The sequence below is a fragment of the Flavobacterium sp. AG291 genome (assembly GCF_003350375.1).
Classification (GTDB): domain Bacteria; phylum Bacteroidota; class Bacteroidia; order Flavobacteriales; family Flavobacteriaceae; genus Flavobacterium; species Flavobacterium suzhouense.
Window position 1 is genome coordinate 73,812 of record NZ_QQAR01000005.1, and the last position, 21,043, is coordinate 94,854.

General features: G+C 40.6%; 23 protein-coding genes. 15 read left to right on the forward strand and 8 right to left on the reverse strand.

The window, feature by feature from the left end:
* The first annotated feature begins 52 nt into the window (after positions 1–52).
* A complete protein-coding gene (locus tag DEU42_RS07195) occupies positions 53–481 on the forward strand; it encodes a hypothetical protein (RefSeq protein ID WP_114757617.1) in 429 nt (142 codons plus the stop codon).
* Between the two features lie 6 nt (positions 482–487).
* Complete coding sequence (locus tag DEU42_RS07200) at positions 488–898, forward strand: hypothetical protein (protein ID WP_114757618.1); 411 nt, start codon at positions 488–490, stop codon at positions 896–898.
* Positions 899–987: 89 nt separating this feature from the next.
* On the opposite strand, the gene DEU42_RS07205 is transcribed toward DEU42_RS07200, so the two are convergent.
* The 3 genes from DEU42_RS07205 to DEU42_RS07215 all read right to left on the reverse strand — a co-directional run bounded on the left by DEU42_RS07205 (position 988) and on the right by DEU42_RS07215 (position 2,664).
* Positions 988–1,347, reverse strand: coding sequence for a hypothetical protein (locus DEU42_RS07205; RefSeq protein WP_114757619.1), 360 nt, complete (start codon positions 1,345–1,347; stop codon positions 988–990).
* 101 nt (positions 1,348–1,448) lie between these two features.
* Positions 1,449–1,868 carry a hypothetical protein gene (locus DEU42_RS07210; RefSeq protein WP_147278076.1) on the reverse strand — a complete coding sequence of 140 codons (420 nt, stop codon included), beginning with the start codon at positions 1,866–1,868 and terminating at the stop codon, positions 1,449–1,451.
* A gap of 373 nt (positions 1,869–2,241) precedes the next feature.
* On the reverse strand, positions 2,242–2,664 hold the full coding sequence (locus DEU42_RS07215) for a hypothetical protein (RefSeq protein WP_147278077.1): 423 nt from the start codon (positions 2,662–2,664) through the stop codon (positions 2,242–2,244).
* Between the two features lie 375 nt (positions 2,665–3,039).
* Here DEU42_RS07215 and DEU42_RS07220 point away from each other — a divergent pair, with 375 nt between their 5' ends.
* From DEU42_RS07220 to DEU42_RS07260, 10 genes are all read left to right on the forward strand, one after another.
* The gene (locus DEU42_RS07220) at positions 3,040–3,858 is read left to right on the forward strand and encodes an SDR family NAD(P)-dependent oxidoreductase (protein WP_114757622.1); all 819 of its coding nucleotides are present in this window, start codon (positions 3,040–3,042) and stop codon (positions 3,856–3,858) included.
* 76 nt (positions 3,859–3,934) lie between these two features.
* On the forward strand, positions 3,935–4,831 hold the full coding sequence (locus tag DEU42_RS07225) for a helix-turn-helix domain-containing protein (RefSeq protein WP_114757623.1): 897 nt from the start codon (positions 3,935–3,937) through the stop codon (positions 4,829–4,831).
* A gap of 119 nt (positions 4,832–4,950) precedes the next feature.
* On the forward strand, positions 4,951–5,280 hold the full coding sequence (locus tag DEU42_RS17725) for a dihydrofolate reductase family protein (protein ID WP_199509064.1): 330 nt from the start codon (positions 4,951–4,953) through the stop codon (positions 5,278–5,280).
* A gap of 20 nt (positions 5,281–5,300) precedes the next feature.
* Positions 5,301–5,504, forward strand: a complete 204-nt coding sequence (locus DEU42_RS17730; RefSeq protein WP_199509065.1) for a dihydrofolate reductase family protein — start codon at positions 5,301–5,303, stop codon at positions 5,502–5,504.
* Between the two features lie 215 nt (positions 5,505–5,719).
* On the forward strand, positions 5,720–6,763 hold the full coding sequence (locus DEU42_RS07235) for an HAD family hydrolase (RefSeq protein WP_233506638.1): 1,044 nt from the start codon (positions 5,720–5,722) through the stop codon (positions 6,761–6,763).
* A 46-nt stretch (positions 6,764–6,809) separates the two neighbouring features.
* A complete protein-coding gene (locus DEU42_RS07240) occupies positions 6,810–9,233 on the forward strand; it encodes an arylsulfatase (RefSeq protein WP_114757624.1) in 2,424 nt (807 codons plus the stop codon).
* Positions 9,234–9,302: 69 nt separating this feature from the next.
* Positions 9,303–9,857, forward strand: a complete 555-nt coding sequence (locus DEU42_RS07245) for a hypothetical protein (protein ID WP_114757625.1) — start codon at positions 9,303–9,305, stop codon at positions 9,855–9,857.
* A gap of 31 nt (positions 9,858–9,888) precedes the next feature.
* Positions 9,889–11,469, forward strand: coding sequence for an arylsulfatase (locus DEU42_RS07250; RefSeq protein ID WP_114757626.1), 1,581 nt, complete (start codon positions 9,889–9,891; stop codon positions 11,467–11,469).
* A 198-nt stretch (positions 11,470–11,667) separates the two neighbouring features.
* The gene (locus DEU42_RS07255) at positions 11,668–12,933 is read left to right on the forward strand and encodes an OprO/OprP family phosphate-selective porin (RefSeq protein ID WP_114757627.1); all 1,266 of its coding nucleotides are present in this window, start codon (positions 11,668–11,670) and stop codon (positions 12,931–12,933) included.
* Positions 12,934–12,999: 66 nt separating this feature from the next.
* On the forward strand, positions 13,000–13,800 hold the full coding sequence (locus DEU42_RS07260; protein WP_114757628.1) for a transporter: 801 nt from the start codon (positions 13,000–13,002) through the stop codon (positions 13,798–13,800).
* A gap of 50 nt (positions 13,801–13,850) precedes the next feature.
* Here the strand turns inward: DEU42_RS07260 and DEU42_RS07265 are convergent, their stop codons facing one another.
* Positions 13,851–14,294 (reverse strand): nucleoside deaminase, encoded by a 444-nt coding sequence (locus tag DEU42_RS07265; protein ID WP_114757629.1) that lies wholly within the window; start codon positions 14,292–14,294, stop codon positions 13,851–13,853.
* 122 nt (positions 14,295–14,416) lie between these two features.
* Between DEU42_RS07265 and DEU42_RS07270 the strand changes: the two genes are divergently transcribed.
* Both DEU42_RS07270 and DEU42_RS07275 read left to right on the forward strand, forming a co-directional pair.
* The gene (locus DEU42_RS07270; protein WP_114757630.1) at positions 14,417–16,186 is read left to right on the forward strand and encodes a 1-deoxy-D-xylulose-5-phosphate synthase; all 1,770 of its coding nucleotides are present in this window, start codon (positions 14,417–14,419) and stop codon (positions 16,184–16,186) included.
* Between the two features lie 46 nt (positions 16,187–16,232).
* Positions 16,233–17,183 carry a DUF3078 domain-containing protein gene (locus tag DEU42_RS07275; RefSeq protein ID WP_114757631.1) on the forward strand — a complete coding sequence of 317 codons (951 nt, stop codon included), beginning with the start codon at positions 16,233–16,235 and terminating at the stop codon, positions 17,181–17,183.
* 133 nt (positions 17,184–17,316) lie between these two features.
* Here the strand turns inward: DEU42_RS07275 and DEU42_RS07280 are convergent, their stop codons facing one another.
* The 3 genes from DEU42_RS07280 to DEU42_RS07290 all read right to left on the reverse strand — a co-directional run bounded on the left by DEU42_RS07280 (position 17,317) and on the right by DEU42_RS07290 (position 18,700).
* Positions 17,317–17,694 (reverse strand): septal ring lytic transglycosylase RlpA family protein, encoded by a 378-nt coding sequence (locus DEU42_RS07280; protein ID WP_114757632.1) that lies wholly within the window; start codon positions 17,692–17,694, stop codon positions 17,317–17,319.
* Entirely contained in the window at positions 17,694–18,176 is a 483-nt protein-coding gene (locus DEU42_RS07285) for a septal ring lytic transglycosylase RlpA family protein (protein WP_114757633.1), read from the reverse strand. Before DEU42_RS07285 ends, DEU42_RS07280 begins: the two co-directional genes overlap by 1 nt.
* An 83-nt stretch (positions 18,177–18,259) precedes the next feature.
* On the reverse strand, positions 18,260–18,700 hold the full coding sequence (locus DEU42_RS07290; RefSeq protein ID WP_114757634.1) for a hypothetical protein: 441 nt from the start codon (positions 18,698–18,700) through the stop codon (positions 18,260–18,262).
* 280 nt (positions 18,701–18,980) lie between these two features.
* Here DEU42_RS07290 and DEU42_RS07295 point away from each other — a divergent pair, with 280 nt between their 5' ends.
* A complete protein-coding gene (locus DEU42_RS07295; protein ID WP_114757635.1) occupies positions 18,981–19,703 on the forward strand; it encodes a CPBP family intramembrane glutamic endopeptidase in 723 nt (240 codons plus the stop codon).
* A 65-nt stretch (positions 19,704–19,768) separates the two neighbouring features.
* Here DEU42_RS07295 and DEU42_RS07300 read toward each other — a convergent pair whose 3' ends face one another.
* Positions 19,769–20,821: an Ig-like domain-containing protein gene (locus tag DEU42_RS07300; protein ID WP_114757636.1), complete on the reverse strand. Its 1,053-nt coding sequence runs from the start codon at positions 20,819–20,821 to the stop codon at positions 19,769–19,771.
* Between the last annotated feature and the right edge of the window lie 222 nt (positions 20,822–21,043).

Here is a 21,043-nt window from a genome sequence, read left to right on the forward strand (position 1 = left end):
CAATACTTTACCCTCTTCCACGTTATATTGCTATACAAAAACACAACCGCCCATGAAGAATTATATCCGACTGCTGCTGTTGTTAGCCTCTGCAAACTTTTATGCCCATAACCTGGACAATTGCGGACTGGACAACAACCCGGCACTTACAGATGATGAAGCGGCTTTTCTTAACGCCTGGTTTGGGGAAGATGAAAATGATGGCTTCGATTTTAAAGGAAAAAAAGTATTGATCGTAAACGGTGCCGACGGGCTTAAGTTTGAAAGCAAAGCCGATTACTTTAAAGACATTAAACAACGTCTTGAGCAAACGGGAATGCCGGTAGCCTCTACCCCTATCCCACTTACCGAGATGGAAAAAATACAATCCGGCGGTTATGATGCCGTGATTACCCACTGGGTGGATGAACCCATGACCAAAGAGAAAAAAAGGAACATCATTGGCAGGCTTGCCGCCGGCTTTTGGGGTTCATTAAGCTAAACAACCATGAAACACTTTACCTTACTGCTTTTACTTTTTACATCACTCACATTTGCTCAGAAGCCGGAGCGTTGCGGACTTGACGATAACCCGCTATTAAATAACGATGAGGCTGCCTTTTTGAATAACTATTATAAAGATTCAAGAGGTAATTTTGACTTTACCGGTAAAAAGATAGCTATTGCAACCGGTTCGGCTGCAACGACGCCTTTTAGCAAAAAACAGTTCTTTGGTGCTCTTAAAACCTCCGACAAAGAGAAACCACCAACAAAGCTATACCTTTTCAATAAGAGCGAAAAAGCAGCTTCGGATGGTTATGATGCCGTAATTTCCTTTTACACAAAAAAGGAAGTAGATAAGAAGAAGATCGTTGAAATAATACGAAAGGGCGAATGGAATGTCCCGGCAAAGAAATAAAAACAGAAGAGCACCAATTGGTGCTCTTCTGTTTTTATTTCTTCCCGTAAACCGTAACATCTGCCGTACCGTTTAAAATTCCCCGGGTATCATACCAAAAAATCAATTCTCCGGATACTCTTCGTTCCTCCGCTCAAGTCAATTTCCCTACTTCCTCCGTTCTTAGGAATCTCATACCTGACTTCGATATTCTGAACACCACCTCCATCAAATATAACTATCATTTTGCGAATATTTAGAGGGGCATCACGAACGGTAAATTTAATTTTCCTGAAATTATCATACGGTCCCTGCACCACGATCGCATCATGGTCGGCGGTATGCCTTGCATGGGTTGTCCCCAGCACCCTCCAGTTTCCCATAGAGCCTCCTCTGGGTCTGGCGACTCTTTGTGCGCTTACTGTTCCAATGAAAAAGATACAAATAAAAACAAAGATACTTTTTTTCACAACTTATGATTTAATGTTTTAGTAATGAGTTTATTGCATTCTAAAGTTACAAATTAATACCCCTAAAAAACATAAAAAAAGCGCCAATCGGCGCCTTTCATTTATCGCATGGCAAAAACAGTAACTTCTGCCTTTCCTCTTTTAAATTCTTTGGAATCATACCAAAAGCTGATACTGCTTATATTTCGCTTCCCTATTGGTATTTCAAGGGTTTTGCTTTCCCCATTCTTACTTATTGGCAAAGGGCAATCGAGTATTTCCATCTCACCGGAATCGTAAAAAACCCTCATCTCAGTAATGGTAAGCGGATAGTTCCTCACAACAACCTTAAGTTTCTTAAAGTTGGCATCTTTCCGTTTTAACTTTATCGTATTATGATCGGAAGTATGGATTGCATATACGGCACCAAGCTCATGCCAGCCTGCACGGCGTACACCCGTAGAGGGCCAGTAGCCTCCATCCTGCGCATGCAGCATAAGAGAAATAAAACAGCAAATTGCTATGAAAATACCTTTCCTCATTCTTGGCTTAACCAAATTTCTTTTTGAAAATAAAATTTAACCGTAAGCCAATGAGGGGGTTTTTTGGCGGATATAAAGCCTGGAAGAGAAGTATAATTCAGTTTTAATGATTTCCCTGGAAAGGATTTAATCTGCCTAAACAAACCAAATCCTTACCACAGAGTAACCAATTGAATAAGTCTTCCCCCAAAGACCTTTCATAAAGATATAAATATTTGAATATTAAATAAAAAATATTTATGTTTTTTTTAACAATCATTAATAATTGAATTGTTTGAACTATGCAAATCAATTATTAACGGAACTATAAACCAGAACTTTACAAATTTATTCTGTTCATAAAAAAAGCGCAGTTTCCTGCGCTTTCATAATCTTATTTTCTTCCAAATATGGTCACTTCAGCTTTACTGGTGGTAAAATCTTCCTTATCATACCAAAAATCGATACGTTTAATGGTTCTTATACCACTGTTTACATCCACGGTCTGGCTTTCTCCGTTCTTAGGAATCTCAAGAGGTATGTTGATAGTTTCCTCTTCACCATTACTGTAAACTACATTCATCTTAGTAATAGTAAGTGCTGTATTCCTAACAGTCACTTTCATTTTCTTGTAATTAAGAACAGCTTCTTTTTTTACGATAATAGCATCATGATCGGTAGTACGTACTGCCTCGGTTGATCCCACAATAAGCCACGCCCCGCCAAAAGAGGGTGTTTTTACCCCAAGGTCATTGCCCTGGGTTGTTGCCAGGCCTGCAAGGAACAGGCAAAGCATAAGTAAAGTAATTTTTTTCATCTGCGTCATTTGTACAGGTTATCAGTTTTTTTCGGGGTAATCATTATTTAACTGAAACAATCTTACAAGCTTTAACCCTACATTATCTATGTTAAGTTTTCTAATTTTAACACAATTCATTTTCGTAAGAATTTGCATCGTAAAAAACACTATGCCAGCATATTAAATTTGAAAAATTGCCGTTAAAACGGTAAAGATAAAATTTTTTACAAATATTCAAATATTAAATAAATCTTAAACATAAAGATTCTTACAATCACAATATATATTTCTTATGTTACTGTCTTTTTGTATCATCAATACAACATTTTGTATAAGACCCGACAGCTAAAGCAGGCATAACTTTGTATCATTAATAGTAAACGATACAATACAATGTTTAAAACAATTTTTATAACAGGCGCATCAAGAGGATTTGGGCGTATCTGGGCAGAAGCTTTTCTTGAACGAGGTGATAAAGTTGCTGCAACGGCAAGAAATATTGAAGCACTTAATGATCTTAAAGCTAAATATGGGGATGCCATACTACCTCTTCAATTAAACGTAGATAACAGAAGTGAAGCTTTTGATGCCATTAATAAGGCGGCAAATCACTTTGGCAGTCTGGATGTAGTTATCAATAATGCCGGGTATGGGCTTTTTGGCGCTGTCGAAGAAGCCAGCGAACAGGAAGTGCGCCAACAGTTTGAAACCAATGTGTTTGGCTTATTATGGGTAACTCAGGCTGCATTGCCAATAATGAGAAAACAGGGACATGGGCATATTATACAGTTATCGAGCGTTCTGGGCATATTTACGCTGCCGGTACTTGGAATATACAATGCATCTAAATTTGCCGTTGAGGGACTTAGCGAAACACTTGCTCAGGAAGTAAAAGGTTTTGGTATAAACGTGACTCTAGTAGAGCCAAATGGTTTTGCTACCGACTGGGCAGGATCATCATCATTCCATAGTGCGTCAATAGAGGCTTATGATGGTGTAAAAAAAGCATTTAACGACGGGCTTACCGATGACGCCTTTGGTGTTCCTGAAGCTACCGCTCCTGCAATCCTGAAACTTGTTGACGAAAAAAATCCGCCACTTCGTTATTTCCTTGGTAAAGTTGGACTGCCAACCACTCAACAGGTATATGCTCAACGTTTTGCAGAATGGGAACAATATGCCGATGTTGCCACCGCTGCACACGGTAAATAACAGCCTTATTTTCATTACCTTTACATAAGCATCTGTCTCTAAAAATGGCAGGTGCTTTGCTTAATAACTTTAAAGTATGCAACATTTTAAAACGCTTAGCGACTATACCTGCTTTAATGGTTTTGCTCCTCCCGAAAACCCATTGATACACCTTGTTGAGTGTGCAAAAGTAGATACCTGTAATATGAGCCATGAAGAATTTACAGGCGACTTTTATATGATCATGTTCAAGAAAATGAAATCGGGAGTTATTGTTTATGGCAGGACAAAATATGATCACGACAGCGGATCGATGTCGTTTATAAAACCGCGTCAGATCATGAAAATGGATAATGTAGAGCTGGAAGAAAACGGTTTTATCATCTTCATTCACGAAGATTACCTCAACGGACACAGCCTTCATTCGGAAATAAAAAAATACGGTTATTTTGATTATGAAGCTAATGAAGCACTGCACCTATCAGCTCGTGAAGAAGCCATAATGTGGGATCTGTTCTCTAAAATGGTGACAGAATACAACAACAACGAGGATGAATACAGCCGTGATATCATGCTAACGCATCTCGATTCTATCCTTAAATACTCGCAACGTTTTTACAAAAGGCAGTTCATTAACAGGGCGCAGCTTTCGGGCACTACGGTTTCTAAGTTTAACGAGGCATTGTCTTCCTATTATGAAAACGGATTGCTGAAAACTAAAGGATTGCCAAGCGTAAAAGCCATGGCCGACCTGCTGAATACCTCTCCACGATACCTTAGTGACCTGTTGCGTCAGGAAACCGGGAAAACCGCTATTGAGCTAATTCATATCTTTTTAATAAGCGAAGCCAAGAATATGCTGCAGGCATCAGAAAACACAATATCCGAAACAGCCTATCATTTGGGTTTTGAAAACCCTCCTTATTTCTCCCGACTGTTTAAGAAAGAAGTAGGACTTACCCCTGTAGAATTCAGAAAACAATTTTTAAACTAATATAACCGCCCTTAGGCGGTTTTTTTATTTGTCCTGTTTACCCCTTTTGATTGTCTGCAGCACACCCTAAAAAAGCGGTTGTTTATGTATACTTTTGAAGTACAACCAACCCGCTGATTATGAGAACGCTCACCGTTTTTAATTTCATTACGCTTAACGGTTTTTATAAAGGCGATGATAACGACATCAGTTGGCATCGTCATGGCGAAGAAGAAGCTCAATATTCTGCAAAAGCCATGAAAAAAGATACTATTTTGCTGTTTGGACGTGTAACGTATGAAATGATGGCCTCGTGGTGGCCTAGCCCAATGGCAGCAGAAGCCTACCCGGAAGTGGCCAAAGGAATGAACAATGCCGAAAAGATTGTATTCTCCAACACTATTGAAGACCCGAAATGGATGAACACTAAAGTGATAAGCGGAGATATTATAGAAAAAATAATCAGCTAAAATCACAGCCAGGCAAAGACATGACTGTATTGGGTAGCGGCTCTATAGTGTCACAATTTGCTGATGCAGGGCTTATTGACACTTACCGGATTATGACAGATCCTGTTGTAATTGCCTCGGGCACTCCTATTTTTAACGGGATAAAAAAGCCTTTAAACCTTCAATTAACTGACACTAAAACCTTTAAAAGCGGAGTGATTTTAGCAACATACAAACCCTTATAAACAAAAAAAAAGAAATCATCATCAATCAAAAAGCAAACAAATTATTTTGCTTTTTAAAGCCCTGAAACACCGTTTTCAGGGCTTTTTTTTGTAGCATATTAGAATTTGCAACATCAAACATTATTCGCAAGAACAACCAAAACACACTTTGCTCATAACTTTGATAGAAACACCATCAACTGATTGAAATTCAATACACAACCAACTAAATCTGTATGAAAAAGAAAACTACCCTCCTGGCTAAAACTGCTATGTTTTCGTTTTTGATCGTTGCTATTCCATCCTGCAAAAAAGAAACGGTAAAAGAAACCGAAACCACAAAAACAGAAGCAGTGACCGAAGATCCATTAGCTTCGTGGAATGACGGTAAGAACAAACAGGCCATTATTGACTATGTAAAGGATGTTACCACCGAAGGCAGTGCGAATTTTATTCCGGTAGCCGATCGCATTGCGACTTTTGATAACGATGGTACGTTATGGAGCGAACAACCTGCTTATTTTCAGCTATTGTTTGTAATGGACAGGATTAAGGCAATGGCACCTGAACATCCGGACTGGAAAAACAAGCAGCCGTATAAAGCCGTATTGGAAAACAATATGCCCGAACTAATGAAACAGGGCAAAAAAGGGCTTTTTGAGCTGTTAATGACTACCCATGCCGGAATGCCTACCGACCTATTTGAAAAAACTGTTAAAGACTGGATGGCAACTGCCAAACACCCAACAAAAAACAAACCGTATAATCAACTGGTATTTCAGCCCATACTGGAGCTTATCAACTACCTAAAGGCAAACCAGTTTAAGGTATTTATAGTATCAGGAGGAGGCATCGAGTTTATGCGTGCCTGGGCAGAAGATACCTATGGCATTCCTAAAGACCAGATTATTGGCAGCACCTTTAAAGAACAGTTTGAAAACACTAAAGGAAACCCTACCATAACCCGATTGCCCGAACTTGAATTTAACGACGACAAAGAAGGCAAGCCTCTTGCCATAAATAAATTTATAGGCCGTAAGCCTGTATTAGCCGTAGGTAACTCTGACGGCGACCTGCAAATGCTTCAATACGCCGCCTCAAACCCTTTAAAGAACCTTGAAGTATACATTCACCATACTGATTCGGTAAGGGAATGGGCCTACGACCGTAAATCGCATATAGGAGGTTTTGATAAGGGCTGGGACGAAGCTGCCCAAAAAGGCTGGCTTATCATAGACATGAAAAACGACTGGAAAGTAATCTATCCGGGAGATAAATAATTTTACTTATTACGACAAATCAACTTTTAAACCAATGCATACGATTATGAAAAAATTTAACTTTAAAGGAACATTCCTGCTGATATTACTGTCGGCCGGTACTATTTTGCCCATGCGTGGCCAATCTGACCCCAGGCAGGTTAGAAAAGAACAATTTAAAGGTGTCATAGAACTTGATGTTAGGAATTCTAAATCTGACTGGGCGCCCTATACGCTTAAAAGCGCACCTGAAGGAGCGCCAAATATTTTATTTGTTCTATATGATGACACAGGACAGGCAGCATGGTCGCCATACGGAGGCGCCATTAATATGCCGACGCTACAAAAACTGGCTGACAACGGACTAATTTATACACAATGGCACACAACAGCCTTATGTTCGCCAACACGTTCTACGCTTCTTACAGGACGTAACCACCACTTAACCGGTAATGCCGCCATTACTGAAGCAGCAGATGGATTCCCTGGAGCACACGGGCGTATCCCGAAACAATGTGCAACCATTGGGCAGGTTTTACAAGCCAATGGATGGAGTACATTCTGGATTGGTAAAAACCACAACGTACCCGAGCAGGATGTGGCTTCAGGAGCATCCAGAACGCAATGGCCTACCCAAATGGGGTTTGACCGTTACTACGGATTTTTGGGCGGGGAAACCAACCAGTGGTATCCTGATTTAGTAGAAGACAACCATTTTACCGAACAGCCCTATGGCCCTGAAGATGGCTATCACTTATCAAAAGATTTAGCTGACAAAGCCATCCAGTACATACAGGATCAAAAAGCAACCAACCCTTCTAAACCATGGTATATGTGGTTTTGTCCGGGGGCTAACCACGCACCGCACCATGCTCCACAGGAATTTATAGACAAGTATAAAGGAAAATTCGATCAGGGATATGATGCCTACCGCAAATGGGTAGTGCCACGTATGATTGCAAAAGGAGTTGTACCAGCAGATACTAAACTAACTGACTTTAACCCATTACCTCCTAACATCTCCAATCCGGGCGATTTTGTTAAACCATGGGATAAGCTAAGCGCTGATGAGAAAAAACTATTCTCTAAACTGGCAGAAGTATATGCCGGATTCTCGGAATATACCGATTATCAGGTAGGAAGAATTGTAGAATATCTTGAAAAAACGGGTCAGCTTGAAAACACTGTAGTAATTTATGCCGCCGATAACGGAGCTTCGGGAGAAGGGTCGCCAAACGGATCGGTTAACGAAAATAAATTCTTTAATGGCTACCCTGATGAACTTTCAGAAAACCTTAAATACCTTGATAAATTAGGTGGTCCCGACACTTATGAGCACTACCCCACCGGATGGGCAGCGGCATTCTCTGCACCATATAAAATGTTTAAACGTTACAGCGAATATGCAGGTGGTACCTGCGACCCGCTTATTATCTCATGGCCTAAAGGAATTAAAGCTAAAGGACAGGTAAGGAATCAATACCATCACAGTACAGATATTGTACCTACAATTCTTGATATCTGTGGTCTGAAGATGCCAACCGAATTTAACGGTGTAGGGCAATACCCTCTTTCGGGAGTATCTATGCGTTACAGTTTTGACGCACAACCTAACACTCCTACTCAAAAACATGTACAATATTATGCCATGCTTGGAAGCCGCGCCATTTGGAAAGATGGCTGGAAAGCTGTTGCACTGCACGCTCCGCTTACAGGCAAAGGTAATTTTGACAAGGATGAGTGGGAACTGTACCATGTAGATGTTGACAGATCGGAATCTAAAAACCTGGCAAAACAAAATCCTGACAAATTAAAAGAGCTTATAGCTGCATGGATGGATGAAGCTGATAAAAACCTTGTATTACCACTTGATGACCGTTCAGCAATAGAAGTTTTAGGCACCGAAAGACCTTCTCAGGAAAAACCCAGAACCCGCTATATATACTACCCAAATACTGCACCGGTACCTGAAGGTGTTGCTGCAAACGTAAGAGGACGTTCGTATAAGATAGTAGCCGATGTGGATATTAAAAACAACGCATCAGGTGTTCTTTTTGCACACGGATCACGCTTTGGAGGGCATTCCCTGTTCATTAAAGATAACAAACTGCACTATGTATACAATTTTCTTGGCATACGCCCTGAGCAGGCATTTGTATCATCCACTACACTTACACCGGGCAAGCATGCCCTTGGGTTTGAGTTTGTAAGAGAAAGCACTGGAGAACACGGAGAACAAATAGGTAAAGGATACCTGTATATAGATGGCAAAAAAGTAGCCGAAGGACCTATGAGAACCCAGCCGGGTAAATTTACACTATCTGGCGATGGCCTTTGCGTAGGCTTTGATAGTGGTGATGCCGTAAGCAGCCAATATACTTCTCCCGGAACTTTTAAAGGCGGATCTATACAGGGCGTTGGAATTGATGTAAGCAAAGAAAGTTATGAAGACCTAAACAAAGAAGCCATGAGGCTAATGAAAACAAATTAATTAAAAAAATCCCAGCCCTTAGGCTGGGATTCCTATTGTTATACTTGAACCGACGATAACAATTAAACAATGAATAAAGTTGTACTATTCTTATTTGTACTATTAGGTATTCAGGGTTATGCTCAGGAAGAACCGGAAGAAAGCGAAAAAGGAACACATCGCATTTCATTGTCTTTGAGTCATAACAATGTTTCGCAGGGAGCAAAAAACGAAGATTCCAATTCTAAATGGTTATCCCTGCCGGCATGGTCTCTGGATTATGATTACTGGATCTCAGACAAATGGGCCATTGGCCTGCATACTGATTTTATTGTAGAAGACTTTTTTGTTAAAGCAAATCTGTCGGGCGATGATGAAGTTTTAGAACGTAGCTCTCCTGTAGCGCCGGCAGCTGTAGGTATTTACAAAGCCACCAGACATAGCAGTTTCCTTTTTGGGGCAGGAGCCGAAATTGCAAAAGAAGAAACCCTTTTCCTGAACCGCATTGGTTATGAATGGGGAACCGAAATAAGTGAGGGCTGGGAACTTGGCCTTACCGCCTGCTACGATTTTAGATGGAATGCCTACGATAGTTACCTGATAGGGATTGGCGTAAGCAGGAAATTTAAATGCAAGAAGAAATAAACCATACAATTATTAATAAATTACCAAGATTATGAAAAACTTTAATGTCCTCCTGTCTGCCTTATGCATTATAACTTCCGGTTATAGCAGTGCGCAAAGCAAAGACCCCAAAAAGCCAAACATCGTTATAATAATGGTGGATGACGTAGCCCAGAATTCATTAAGCTGCTACTCACATGGTATGCAATACCCTACGCCTAACATAGACCGTATTGCAAAAAAAGGACTGTTATTTACCGATAGTTATGCCCAGCCAAGCTGTACTGCAGGACGAGCTGCGCTTATTACCGGGCAATTACCTATCAGGACTGGGTTAACAACTGTAGGACAACCGGGCAATCCTGTGGGCCTTAAAAAAGAAGACCCTACACTTGCAGAACTACTTAAACCAATGGGATACATGACCTGCCAAATTGGTAAAAACCACTTGGGAGACCGTAACGAGCATTTACCTACCGTACATGGTTTTGACAGATTCTACGGTATTCTTTATCACCTGAATGTATTGGAAGAACCGCAACAGGAAGATTATCCTAAAGGTGAAGCATTTAAAAACAAATACGGACCAAGAGGTATCATTGAGTCGTTTGCCAGCACTAAAGATGATGGCACTAACGATCCGCGTTTTGGAAAAACAGGAAAACAAACCGTTAAAGATCTTGGTTCGCTTACTATAGAGGGTATGAAGTCTTTTGATGACACGTGTGTAAAACGTTCTAAAAAATTCATGAAAGATGCTAAAGATGCCGGTAAACCATTTTTACTATGGCATAACAGCAGCAGGATGCACGTATATACACACTTAAAAGACGAGCACAAAAACCTGGCTACCCCTATAAGCGAAGACATGGATAAATTTGGTTCAGGGCTTATGGAGCACGATATGCAGGTAGGACAGCTATTAGATTACCTTAAAGAACTTGGGGTTGAAGACAACACTATCGTAATTTATACCAGCGACAATGGCCCTGAGCAATCTACATGGCCGGATGCCGGTACTACAATGTTCCGCGGAGAAAAAATGACAACCTGGGAAGGTGGTGTTCGCGTACCGTTCCTAATTTGTTGGCCAAACACTATCCCTGCCGGAGAATACCGTAACGGAATTACTTCGTTAGAAGATGTACTTCCAACCATTATGGCTGCAGTAGGTGAAAAAGATGTAAAAGAAAAACTAACAAAAGGATACAAAGCCGGAGACATGACTTACAAAGTTCACCTTGATGGCTTTAATAGCCTTGACTACTGGTCTGGCAAAACAAAAACACCTTCGCGTAATGTATATTATTACTGGTACGAAAGCTCTTTATCAGGAATAAGGGTAGGTGCATGGAAAATGCTGTTTGCTACCAAACCTAACGGCAAATACAATGGAGATTTGACGAAACACACTATGCCAATGCTGTTTAACCTTAGAAAAGACCCATTTGAAGTGTATGACGGTGAAATAGGATTCCACCAGATTATGAAAAAATCGTGGGTAATTCAGCCTGCTATTGGATACATTCAGGATTTAATGGGAACCTTCCAGGAATTCCCGGTACGTCAGGGAGCCGCCTCGCTTGACATGAACAAAGCGGTAGAAGCGGCACTGAACGCTACCAGCAAATAATATTAATTGCTGTGTTTTTAATTGCTCATATAGACACAAAATCAAATATAAAGTAGTTACTGAAAGCAGTTATCGAATTAAAATAAGCCATTGAAACCCACCAGCAGAGTGGGTTTTTGTTTCATATTATAAAATAGAACACCATAAAAAAATAATGTAAAAACAGTTGCAATACATTTACATAAAAATCAGGAGACCATGCCACGGATAACCTATAGCCTTTTTTTGCTTCTTGTAAGCTTTAGCTGCTTTGCACAGTTTAACGAACCCGTAGACTCTACCCAAACCCAGGTTTTAGGCAGCCCCGAAAAATCAGGCACTTTCGCTATGCCGGACGTACCCAAAGGATGGCTTAACTGGACCAACTATGACGGGAAGCATTTTTCATACAAATTAGGGTTTGCCCCAATTGTAGATTATACCGCTTTTGTACAGGATAGCGATAGCAAGACTCAGGTAGGTAAACAAAATAACACTTTTGAACTTCGTTCGGCACGAATTAATATTGGAGGGGCTGTAAAGACAAAACTTCCGTTCCGTTATTTCTTTAGTGTTGAATACAAAGGCTTTGACCGCACACCCGAAGAAAACGCATTTGGCATAACCGATGCTTATATCGAAGTACCCATAGGGAGTGCACTGGGAAAAATACGTTTTGGAAAAATAAAAGAAACCTTTGTTTATGAAATGGTGGGTGATGCCGCCAACCTTCCGCATACAGAGAGGATACTCAATCCGTTTTTTGCCTCAAGGAATATAGGAGTTATGTACATGAATTATGCTTTTGACAGCAGGATGAGCTTTGCCGCAGGATGGTACAACAACTGGTGGGTAGATGGACAATCTTTTAAAGAAAGTGCCAACACCTATTCGGCAAGGGTTACCGGACTACCTTATTTTGCAAACGACACCAACTTTTTACACCTTGGGGCATCATTTAGAAATACCGAAGCCGAAGGAAATGTATTTAGATACAAAGGCAAAAACGAATCGAATGTTACAGACTATTATGTAGATACCGGAAACATTGATGCAAAACAGGTATGGAACGCCGGTTTTGAATCGTTACTTTCCGTACAAAAATGGTCTTTCCTTGCAGAATATGTTAACTCCTGGTGCGACGTTTTAAATGGACCTAACGCACAATTTAATGGTTATTACCTAACCACAAGTTATGTGTTTAAGGGCGCCCAACGTATATATGATAAAAAAGTAGCCTATGCGCGTCGCATTATGCCAGACCACAAGGGTGGTTCATGGGAACTGGTAGCAAGAATCTCTAAATTGGATATGGATGATAAAAATATAGAAGGAGGCACGCTTAATAAATTATACCTGGGACTTAACTGGTGGGCAACCCACTACTGGCGTGTAACTACAGGCTATGGACTTGGCCAGCTAAAAAAAGACGGGCTTACCAGTTACACCAACAGTTTCATGGTTAGACTGCAATGGATTTATTAAACACTACATTTTCAACAAATTAAAACATTACCTTTAAGTTACAAACCAACACTTAATCAATTTTTCATGAAATTAAAACTACCCTTCGTTGCATTATTAGGCCTTGCTGTATTTTCAGTAGCCAATGCCCAGACTGATGAACAGGCGCAGGCCGAAGAACTGGCTAAAAAGCTTTCTAACCCAATTGCAAGCCTTATCAGTGTACCTTTTCAGAACAATACCGATTATGGTATAGGCCCAAACAATGGCACACGTAATACAATGAACTTTCAGCCGGTACTGCCTCTAAGCATCAGCGAAAAATACAACCTTATAACCCGTATGGTACTGCCTATAGTAACACAATACAACGTTACGGCTCCCGGTGCCAAAGAAAACGGATTGGGCGATGCCGTAGTTAGTGGTTTTTTTAGCCCTAAGGAAAGCAGCTTTACCTGGGGTGTGGGTCCGGCACTATTAATCCCGACGGGAACCGATGATTTCCTGACTACTAAGAAATTTGGTGTGGGGCCAACAGCCGTTGCCCTGAAACAATCGAACGGGTGGACCTATGGAGCGTTAATCAACCAGATATGGAGTGTGGCAGGTGATGACGACAGGCCGGATGTAAACCAGATGTTTCTGCAGCCTTTTGTAACCTACAACTGGAAAAGCGGTGCAGGTCTTGGTACCAATATGGAACTGACACAAAACTGGGAATCGAGCGATACTACGATATGGCTAAACCCCATTGTGAGTGGTATGACAAGCCTTGGTGGGCAAAAAGTATCGCTGGCAATAGGACCGCGCTTTAATCTTGCTGCCCCTGATGGCTCTAAAGCCGACTGGGGATGGAGAGCCGTGGTAATATTTGTTTTCCCAAAATAACAATTCCCAACTTTATAAAAAAGCAAAGGCGAATCTTAATTGATTCGCCTTTATTTTCTTCGTTTCTTAAAAAAATCTTTCACCAGCTGTCCGCATTCTTCTGCCATAATACCGGTTACGACTTCGGTCTTTGGGTGCAGCTTTCCTCCCATTGTTCTGTAGCCCCTGTGCATGTCTTCGGCACCAAAAACTACTGTGCTTATCTGGCTCCAGTATAAAGCCCCGGCACACATCTGGCAGGGTTCGAGCGTTACATAAAGCGTACAACCTGTAAGATATTTACCTCCAATAAAATTTGCTGCCGCTGTAATGGCCTGCATCTCGGCATGGGCCGTAACATCTACAAGCAGCTCGGTAAGGTTGTGCGATTTTGCAATAACCCTGTTATCTACCGCAACCAGGGCACCTACGGGTATTTCGCCTTTATCAAATGCATCCTGCGCCTCAATAAGCGCCTTCTTCATAAAATACTCGTGAGTAAAAATATTCTTCATGCCACAAAAATACAGCATTTGTTGATACGGTTATTTGGTTATTTATACCGTATCCAACAAATAAACAAATCAACGAATAACCAAATCAACAATAATCGTAAATTTGCTATTCATTACAAGCAATGGCAGATAATCTCTTAAACAGCATTAACAATCCGGCCGACCTGAGAAAACTCAGCCCGGAACAGCTTCCGCAACTCGCAGAAGAACTGCGCAGGTTTATTATTGATATCGTTTCGGCCAAAGAGGGCCATCTCGGTGCAAGCCTTGGTGTAACCGAGCTTACCATTGCAATGCATTATGTTTTTAACACCCCTGATGATCTTTTGGTTTGGGATGTAGGCCATCAGGCTTACGGACATAAACTGCTTACAGGCCGCAGGGACAAATTTGATACCAACCGCCAATTGGATGGCATAAGTGGTTTCCCAAAACGCAGCGAAAGCGAGTATGATACCTTTGGCACAGGCCATAGCAGTACCTCAATTTCGGCGGCACTGGGCATGGCAATTGCCTCTAAACTAAAAGGCGAAACCGAAAAGAATCATATTGCAGTAATCGGCGATGCTTCCATAGCATCGGGTATGGCGTTTGAAGGCCTGAACCACGCCGGTGTGACCGATGCCAACTTACTGGTGATACTCAACGACAATGCTATTGGTATTGATCCTAGTGTGGGAGCACTCAAAAACTACCTTACTCAGGTAAAAGAGGGTACCAATCCGCGTGATAATAACATGATCAAGTCGCTTAATTTTGATTACAGCGGCCCCATTGACGGACATGACCTGCCCGCAGTACTAAAGGAACTCGAAAGGTTAAAGCAAAAAAAAGGACCCCGTTTTTTGCATATCATCACTACAAAAGGCAAAGGACTAAAACAGGCCGAGGAAGATCAGGTTAAATACCACGCTCCGGGTAAGTTTGACCGCCTTACAGGTGAACTTCTGGCTATTGCCGATGATAACCTACCCCCTAAATATCAGGATGTATTTGGGCTAACACTGGTAGAACTTGCGCAACAAAACGAAAAGATAATAGGCATAACGCCTGCCATGCCATCGGGCAGCTCCATGAAATTTATGATGGAAGCTTTCCCTGACCGCGCTTTTGACGTAGGCATTGCCGAACAACACGCTGTAACCCTTGCTGCCGGTATGGCAACACAGGGCATGATAGTGTATTGCAATATTTACTCAACCTTCCTGCAAAGGGCTTACGACCAGCTGATACACGATGTTGCACTGCAAAACCTTCCGGTTATTTTTTGTCTTGACAGAGCGGGACTCGTAGGCGAAGATGGAGCCACTCATCATGGCGTTTTTGACATTGCCTACCTGAGGTGTATTCCTAATTTGATTGTTTATGCTCCGCTTAATGAAAGCGAGTTGCGAAATATACTTTATTCCGCGCAGCTGGGGCTTGAGCATCCTATTGCCATTCGTTACCCACGCGGACGTGGCGAAAGTACCGACTGGCAAAAGCCTTTCGGGAAAATAGAGATAGGCAAAGCCAATCTGCTAAAAGGAGGTACTAAAGTAGCGATACTTTCTACCGGAACAATTGGCAATAATGTTATAAAAGCACTTGATCAAAGCGATAATGCCTCGCTTTTCTCGCATTACGACTTTGGTTTTATAAAACCTCTTGACACCCAATTGCTGCATGAGATCTTCAAACAGCACGAAGAGGTTATTACCATTGAGGATGGATGCATTAGCGGAGGTTTTGGAAGTAGTATTTGTGCCTTTGCAGCAAAACAGGGATACTCCTTAAAAATAAGGGTTTTAGGAGTGGCTGACACCTTTATTGAACAGGGAACAGTGGCCCAATTGCAACATTTATGCGGAATTGACGTTAAAAGCCTTAAAGATATTTTTTCAGCTTACTGAAAAAATGACGACTTTTGCACCGAATTTTCCAATAAAACTGTTCAGAATGAGATTAAAAGCCTGCGTAATTGCACTATTATGCATCCTATTTAGCCCGACTACTAAAGCACAAGTACTAGTAACTACTACCCTTCCTGACACGATAACCAACTGGGAGCGAACCAACACCATAGGCCTCGACCTTAATCAGGTAGCCTTTGTGAACTGGAACGTGGGAGGTAACAACTCTGTTGCGGGTATTGCCAAAGGGCATTTCATTAGAAAATATTCAAAAAAATACCTGAACTGGAATAATGAGCTTATACTGAAGTACGGGCTTAACAGACAGGAAGGCCAGGGTACCCGTAAAACTGATGACCAGATAGAGCTTAACTCTACCTTTGGTTACCGTACCGATACGGTTTCTAATTGGTATTATGGCGCTAAATACAATTTTAAGACGCAATTTGCGAACGGTTATAACTACCCTAACACAACCGAAGAAATCTCGGGGCCATTCTCTCCTGCATATATCTTTTTGGGTATAGGTTCGGAGTATATCCGTAAAGATTTAGGCTTTAACCTGTATATGTCGCCGCTTACTGCGAAAACAACGATTGTAACCGACAACAGGCTTGCCGATCAGGGTGCTTTTGGAGTACCGGCTGCAACCTATGATGCCGATGGAAACTTATTGACACACGGAAAGAATGTACGCACCGAGGTAGGTATATTAATTACCAACCAGTATAAGCACCAGATATTTACCAATATCATGCTCGATAACCGTTTTACCTTTTATACCGATTATATCAACAACTTTGGTAATATAGATGTTGACTGGCAAATGCAGCTTGACCTCACTGTAAACCAATATGTAAAGGCAAATGTGGGCATGCACATGATTTATGATGATGATATTAAGAACAAGGTAGAAAAAGATGGTGTTCAGGTAACTGAAGGGCCAAGAATTCAGCTAAAGCAAATGCTTGGTGTAGGACTGAGCTATACTTTTTAGATTATTAGAGAGTTAGATTATCGGATTATTAGTCCGCTTCACTCATCTCTATAAACAAAATACCCACGCAATGCGTGGGTATTTTGTTTCGAATTAGCTCGAACTATCTAAACATCGGACTTCGGACATCCGGCTACTTAGCAACCTCTATCGATACATACATATGCCCCTTTCGGGCTTTGCCTGCAATTTTGTTATAAGCCTTTTTAGAAAGATCTATATCAAACCCTCCTGAAAAGGGTCCACGATCGTTTATAACGACTATTACCCACTTACCGTTATCTACGTTCGTTACCTTTACTTTCGTGCCAAACGGAAGCTTTCTGTGAGCCGCAGTCATTTTGCTATTGCTAAAACGTTCTCCGCTGGCTGTTTTCCTTCCGTTAAACTTATCGGCATAGTAACTTGCTTTTGCCTTCTTATCATAAGAAGTAAAAGCCCCTTTAGACGACGAACAGCCCGTAAGGGCTGTAAGTGTTATAATAAATAATAAAATGATGTATCTGCGCATTATTCAGCCGGCTCTATGATTTCCATTTTTACTTTAAAGCTGCCACATCCTTTTTTAGATGCGATTTCCATAAAAGCAGTCTTGGTAAGGTCAATCTCAAGCTTTTTGCTGTATGGTCCACGATCGTTTACCTTAACATCAACATATTTCCCGTTGACTTCATTGGTAACGCGCACCATTGTCCCGAATGGGAGTTTCATATGTGCAGCAGTGTATTTCTTGTTATGGAAACGTTCACCACTGGTTGTTTTCCTGCCATTAAACTTATCAGCATAATAAGTAGCAAGAACATTTTGTTTGTAGAGCGTCAGTTTAGGTTCTGCAGGTTTTGCTTCTACTGTTTCAGTAGTATCGGCAACCTTAATTGCAGTAATCTTTTCAATCTTTTTAGTTTTGGAAGCTGTCTCTGTACTTCCTGTTGTAAAGCCCGTTATTATTAGCAACAATAATGACACACTAAAAACGATAATTTTATTCTTCATAATAATTATAATTTTTCGGTTTTATGTTTAACAATAAGCATGCCATAAGACACAAAAAGCCTCATCGAGGCTTCATTATGCGGTTAACTTAACCACTGATCCCACGGAATCCTGCTTAAAAGCAGTATCAATCCTATAGCATAAAAAATCGCAATTTTTCTAAATTTAGCAGTGCTGTCTTCTGTCCTTTTGTGTTTAGACCACCCTATCGTTATGAGAACAATTGCTATCAAATTGATAAAAGGGTGCTCTACAAGCACTTTTCTAAGTTCGGCATTTTTCATTACCTCACCCATGCCCAACTGTTTAGCAACATCCATTTTGGCAGACACAAACAACAGCACCAAACCAAGTACAAACTGAACGTGTGTAAATATTAAAGCCAGCATCGATATTTGTCTGTCTTTTGGCAGGAATGCCCTTTTTGACGACAAAGCCACAAATGCATTAATAATTGCTAAAAGCAAGAATACTAATACTGCATAAGCCCAATACGAATGCAGGTCTAAAACACCTTGATACATAGTTAAGTTTTTGTTTTGGAAAGGCAAATATAACCAATTACGTATAAAAACCGACTTAAAAAACCCTGTTAATTTAGTGTTAACGTTTGTTTAGAACCTGTCTAAGAACCAATTAACACCGTTAACACACCAATACTAAAGGGGTTACACCGTGATTTAAATTATTATAACCCGAAAAAAAAACGTCATTTTAAGCAATGTATTTTCTTACATGCGCAGAAAAACCATGAGATTTTACTATTTTTAATTTTTACACAGACCAAAACTTAGTCTATTAAGCATGAAAATAAACACCACTACTAAAGGTATCAATTGGTTACAGATTTTTCTTTTTTACAGCATAATCCTTATTGGGACTTACCTTATTCGAAAACTGCCAAATCTTTTAAATCTTCTACTGGAAAAAATAACCTCAATTCCTTTTTCATTCAACTATAATCACGGATTGATAACCCTTATTACAGCTTTATTGTTTTACAGATTTACAAACATAAAACAGACTGCTACCCTCTTAGGCAACCATAAACTAAAAAATATCCTTTTCCCGGTTATATTATTAGGGTGCTATTCGGTATACGGAATTGAAAACAACCACGGAGTAAACAAACATGTATGGGCAATTATTTTCTGTTCGTTAGCTCTCATTTACAACATAATGGAAGAGTATGCATGGAGAGGCTATTTTATTGACAGCCTTTCTTCACTAAACTTCATCTCAAAAAGCCTTATTTCCGGAATATTCTGGGCAGTGTGGCATCTGTTGGTTTTTCAAAACTTCGATCAGTATGGCGGGTTTTGGATATTTTTACTATTCTGCCTCATCTTCTCCTTTATTCTGACTTTTGCAATACAACGCACAAACTCTGTATTAGCTTCGGCATCCATTCATGGTTTTATAATACAAATGAATATTGCCACAATAGTATGTTTTGTGCTGTTTATGCTGGTACTCTTTACCTGGAATAGAAAAGAGAATCCTACAGCAATTACGATATCCGAGTAAAAACAAAACCCCAAAGTTTACTCTTTGGGGTTTAATAAATATGAAATTTATTTACAATGGATTTCTTAGTTTAGCGATACTGCATCAATACCTACAACAGTTGAGTAGATATCATCCGACACGTCGGTAGTCATGAATATTACATATACCGGACCTGTAAGACTTCCAAAATTAATAGTTTTACTTGTCCAGCCTGTAAATCCGGCATAGTCATCACCATCATCCGGCATACCCGGGAAACCTTCGCACTGGGTAACATTCTCGCCAATAGTGTTTACACTGGTAACAAACTCTACATGAGCACCATTCTGCCCTACAACAACTGCCATAAACGAGTCGTCAAACTCACTGCCTACATACTCAAGGAATTCAGCAGAAAGGAAGTTGTAGTTAAAACTTAATGATGAAGCTGAATTAGAATCGAATGGGCCTAATATCATTGCACTTGATGTTCCTCCAATAGCGTTGTTAGCCGACACCAGAGCATCTCCGCTTGTAATAGCAGCAAATGAAGAACCTGCAAACGGACTAAGACAGCCCAGAGAAGCAGAAACTATGTTTCCATCACCAATGAAAACCATACCATCAGCCCCGTTTTCAAAACCTGTAGCATCACCTAATGATGTTGAAGGTACAGAATAAGTAGTATACTCATAGCTCATTTCCTGATATAGCGGCTGCCCGCCATCATCCTGTATACCTGTAGTAAGGTTAATCTCAACGTTTGCATTATCAGCAAAAGTCTTATAGGGCATAAATGTTATGATCGCATACCCATTAGCTGCCTCATTTACTGAAATGGTTCCCCCTACTTTACGGCCATTTTCTTTTACGATAAAAGTATTTTCATTAACCGTAGAAAGCAAAACTTTGTCGTTCATAAAAAATACTGCAGGAGTATTTGCAGGATATTGCTGACCTGAAACCGACGGCACTGCCTGAGCCACTTCAAGTGGCGTAGTGTCATTAAGATCGATTACAGCGGTAACACCACCGGTGCCTTTGTTTACAATAGTGTAAAAATCATCATTGGTGTTTCCGGAATTGCTATCATCACTCGAACACCCCGTAAAAACTAAAGCTGCAAGTAGCCCTGAGCATAAGATAATTTTTTTCATACTTTTTGGTTTAAGTTGGTTTAAGTATGATTTAAACAGGCGGGCTTATAAAAACCCTACCCGCTTTAAATACACACATGGCAAATTTAATACACTATACAACAATCAACCATACCCATTACTGGGGATTTTGTTTTCTTTAACAGATTGAGGCGAGGCAATAAAAAACCCCGAAGATTATTCTCCGGGGCTTATTATATCTGTCAACTGACAACCGTTAAT